This window comes from Leisingera sp. F5, assembly GCF_001593695.1.
Genome location: NZ_LUKH01000375.1, coordinates 1 through 2653, shown reverse-complemented (window position 1 = coordinate 2653; position 2653 = coordinate 1). Strand labels below are relative to the sequence as shown.

Here is a 2653-nt window from a genome sequence, read left to right as displayed (position 1 = left end):
GGCAACCATACTGGCTTACATGGCGGTTGGAGGCCTGAGTTTCGCGGCTATCCGCAAAGGCGTGTTCCGGCACTGGATGATCTGGGCTGCCGTGACCGCGGACGGTGTCTTTCTTTTCCTGAATTCTTGGTTGTCTTTGGTGAATTCCGGGCTATCCGGTGAAGTTGTCTTTGCCATGCCTTCGGCCTGGATGGCACCGCTGATCCTGGCTTTTGGCGTGTTGCGTTTCAATCCGCTGCTGCTGGGATACCAAGTGCTGCTGGTTGCGGCCGGACTTTTGTGGCTGGTACTGTGGGAACCGGCGATCGTCTCTGACGCTGCCATGCAGCGGGTGCATCTGGCCATGGCCACTCCCCCCAATCTGATGCGGGTGCTGATGGTGGCGCTGGCCGGTTTGGTGCTGATGGTTGCAGCACTTCGGATGAGGGGGCTGCTGCACCGCTCCATAGAAGAAACGCGGCAGAAGGCCAATCTGACTCGCTATCTGCCGGCCCAGATGGCGGGCCGCCTTGCCGGCGGCGGGTTGGAGGCGCTGCAGGAAGGCCGCCAGCAGAAAATGGCGATCCTATTCATTGATATCCGCGGCTTCACCAGCTGGTGCGAGGGCCGCGAGCCGCAAGATGTCAGCAGACTGATCACCGAGTTCCGTACCCGTGTCGAATTGGTGGCGGGCCGGACTGGCGGTCTGATCGACAAATACATCGGCGACGCAGCGATGATCCTGTTTGAGGGTGAGCGGGCTGCAGCGCGGGCGCTGGATTGCGCCGAAGGGCTGCTTGTGGAGATGGAGGCTTGGCGCCAGGAACGGGAGGCTACTGGAGAGACCGGCCTGGCCGCAGGGATCGGTGTGCATTGGGGTGAGGTGTTTTCGGGTGTCACCGGCACACCGGCACGGCTGGAGTATTCCGTGTTCGGAGACACGGTGAACACAGCGGCGCGGCTGGAGCAGCTGACCAAGACAAATGGCATGGCGCTGATCGCGTCTGCAACCTTGCTGCAGGAAGCCGGCACAGAGCCCGCGCGCGGCGGCTGGACCGCGCTGCCGGCGGAGCAATTGCGCGGGCGCCGCAGCGGGCTCGCGCTGTTCGCAAAGACGCAAGCCTAGGGTCAGGCCTCATAGCCAATAGATGACGGTTGCGGCGAGAGCGATAGCGGAGAGGAAGACCTTCGGGCATCTGCCGTATCGCGTTGCCACACGCCTCCAATCTTTGAGCCTGCCAAACATGATCTCGATCACTGCCCGGCAGTGCATTGCGCAGCAATGTCACGAGAGGGGCGGTGGCGCCGTTTGTAGCGGCGTTTGTCGTATCTGACCGGTGTCTTGCGCTGCTTCCGGCCCGGGATGCAGGCGCGTATCCCTTTGTCTTTCAATGCTTCCCGGAACCAATCGGCATCATAGCCGCGATCTCCAAGCATCCAGTCGGCATCCGGCAAACAGCTGAGCAGCGCCCGTGCCCCGATGCAGTCGTGACCTGTCCAGCGGTGACGAACATGTTCAGCGGGCGGCCCTGGCTGTCGCAGATGGCATGCAGCTTGGTATTCATGCCATCTTTGGTCCGGCCCCTCTCGGGGCATCACGGTCTTCTCTTCGCTGTGTCCGCCTGCCACTGTGGACAGCACCCAGACTGCAATCAGCCCGATGCCGCCGCCAATCAAGTACCAGTAACCGGCTTGATGGCCGCGGGCGCGCATCGCGTGCATCAGGGCCCAATTCTCGTCGGTGGCCAGATGGACCCCTAGAAGCACTTGCCACCAGGGCCGTCCGGAATACTCATCCCGCAGCGACGCGGTGATCAGAAGCAGCCGCAGGTTCAGTGCCAGCCCGGCCAGAATGGCGGCACCCGCGCCGGTGCCGGCAACCAGCCGCTCCACTGCGATGATCTGTGAAGATCCGGCAAAGACGATGGTGCCCATTACTCCGGTCTGCAGCCCGTCCATGCTTGCCTGTGCTGCGAGCAGGCCGAACGCCAGCCCATAGACAGCAACGCCGGCAGCCAAGGGCAGGATATCCCGCAGTCCGGAGGACAGTTGGCTGAAGGCGGGGGACCGGGCGGAGATGTTCTGGATTGCCATTGAGGGCAGTTCCTCTGGAAACGGGGCATGATTTCGCTTAAACCGAACGCAAGTTTTGTATACCGAACGACACGGTCGTTCGTCAAGTCGAACGAAAGGGTGAAATATCGAACATGTCAGCGCCCCATCAAATGATTGCAGCCGCCATCCAGCGTGAACGCAGCCGCGCGGGAATGTCGCTGTCGGGGCTGGCCGCACAGGCTGGAATTGCAAAATCAACCCTTTCGCAGCTTGAAGCCGGGAACGGGAATCCCAGTGTCGAGACGCTTTGGGCACTGGCCGCAGCGCTGGACGTACCGCTGAGTTTGCTGTTTGAAACGGAGGCACCCGCGACCAAGCTGATCCGCGCAAGCGAAGGTGAAGTGCTGGAGTCGGAGCAGTCAGACTTCGCTGCCGTATTATTGTCCCGCAGCCCGCCGAATGTGCGCCGGGATGTCTACCGCGTGGTGATGCAGCCGGGAGAGATCCGCCGCGCCGCGCCGCACCCGCGCGGCACAGTGGAGCATATGCTGGTCTGTTCCGGGCAGATGCGGGCAGGGCTGGAAGGGCAGGAGGAGCTGCTGTGCCCGGGCGATTACTA

2 protein-coding genes and 2 pseudogenes are annotated in these 2653 nt (G+C 62.4%); 2 read left to right on the top strand and 2 right to left on the bottom strand.

Going from position 1 to position 2653, the window contains the following annotated elements:
- On the top strand, positions 1–1105 hold a 1105-nt coding region (locus A2I95_RS30520; RefSeq protein ID WP_291735902.1), incomplete at its 5' end, for an adenylate/guanylate cyclase domain-containing protein.
- A gap of 9 nt (positions 1106–1114) precedes the next feature.
- Here A2I95_RS30520 and A2I95_RS30515 read toward each other — a convergent pair.
- Positions 1115–1562: pseudogene (locus A2I95_RS30515) on the bottom strand (IS5 family transposase); the annotation flags it as partial.
- A gap of 46 nt (positions 1563–1608) precedes the next feature.
- Positions 1609–2073: pseudogene (locus A2I95_RS30510) on the bottom strand (AzlC family ABC transporter permease); the annotation flags it as partial.
- A 113-nt stretch (positions 2074–2186) separates the two neighbouring features.
- On the opposite strand from A2I95_RS30510, the gene A2I95_RS30505 reads away from it, so the two are divergent.
- A partial coding sequence (locus A2I95_RS30505) for a helix-turn-helix domain-containing protein (protein WP_291735900.1) occupies positions 2187–2653 on the top strand: 467 nt, incomplete at its 3' end.